Origin of the sequence: Pseudomonas sp. SWRI51, assembly GCF_014268825.1 — a bacterium.
Classification (GTDB): domain Bacteria; phylum Pseudomonadota; class Gammaproteobacteria; order Pseudomonadales; family Pseudomonadaceae; genus Aquipseudomonas; species Aquipseudomonas farsensis.
On the sequence record NZ_JABWRG010000181.1, the window covers coordinates 1 to 1186 of the forward strand.

At 55.6% G+C, this 1186-nt stretch carries 1 protein-coding gene; it reads right to left on the reverse strand.

The genetic code is table 11. The features are described 5' to 3' along the window. Nucleotides 1–9: 9 nt before the first annotated feature. A protein-coding gene (locus HU720_RS23920; RefSeq protein ID WP_186523622.1) for an IS3 family transposase occupies nt 10–1172 on the reverse strand; the annotation gives its coding sequence in 2 pieces (ribosomal slippage) (nt 10–917 and nt 917–1172; 1164 coding nt in all). Nucleotides 1173–1186: the final 14 nt, after the last annotated feature.

Here is a 1186-nt window from a genome sequence, read left to right on the forward strand (position 1 = left end):
GTGTAGTGGTCAACTCATTCCGGACACGGTTTTGAGTTTTTCTTCAGCTTTGGCCGGAGCCAGTCCATTGTTGAATTGATGGGGCCGGAGCCAGTTGTAGTGGCCCATCAGGTACTGGCTAATATCTCGTTGAGCTGGCTGCCCAGTCAGGTAGCCCGTGGTCGGTATCCACTCTGATTTCAGGCTGCGAAACACTCGCTCCATCGGCGCATTATCCCAACAGTTACCCCGCCGACTCATGCTCTGGCATATCCGGTAGCGCCATAGTCTCTGGCGGAACTGACGGCTGCCATATTGCGATCCTTGGTCGGAATGGAACATCAGCCCTTGAGGCTTTCCACGTTGTTCGTAAGCTACGTCCAGCGCTTTGACGACTAAGTCTGCATCCGGCTTCTCTGATAAGGCCCAGCCCACTACTCTGCGTGCGTATAGATCCATGACAACTGCCAGATAATGCCATTTGCCCTGCGCCCAAACGTAAGTGATGTCTCCACACCACACCTGATTTGGCGCTTCGACATCAAACGCTCGGTTCAGGATATTCGGAATATCTGGCCGCTCTACCGTGGCCTTTTTGTAGGCGTGTGATCCCGGCTGCTTGCTGACCAGCGCCAGCTCACGCATCAGACTGCGCACCTTGAACCGCCCGATTTGCTCACCTTCTTCTCGCATCATTGCCTTGATGCTGCGGCTGCCAGGCGCACTTCGCCCTCGAGTGAACAACTCATTTACTCGACTGCGCAATCGCAGTCGCTCAACGTCCGGAGTTCGCCGTTTATGACGATGTGCGTAATAACTTGAGCGAGTGACTTCAAACACTTCGCACAACCAGTCAACGGGCTCATGGGCGCTGAGTTGGTGTATCAGCGAGTACGCTCGAGATCTTCCGACATCAAGAGCGCGGTAGCCTTTTTTAGTATTGATTTCTCGCGTTCAAGGCGCGTGATTCGAGCTTCCAACTCTTGGATTTTCTGCTGCTCTGGCGTCAACGCCTTGCTGGCCGGCGTGATGCCGCCGCGCTCCTGCTGAAGCTGATTAACCCAGCGGCGCAGGGCCGACTCGACCAAGCCGAGCGAGCGGGCTGCTTCGGCATGACTGTAGCCTTGGTCGAGCACCAGACAGGCTGCTTCGCGCTTGAACTCAGGGGTAAAGGTACGGCGTTGCTTGGTCATCAGACACCTCTTTG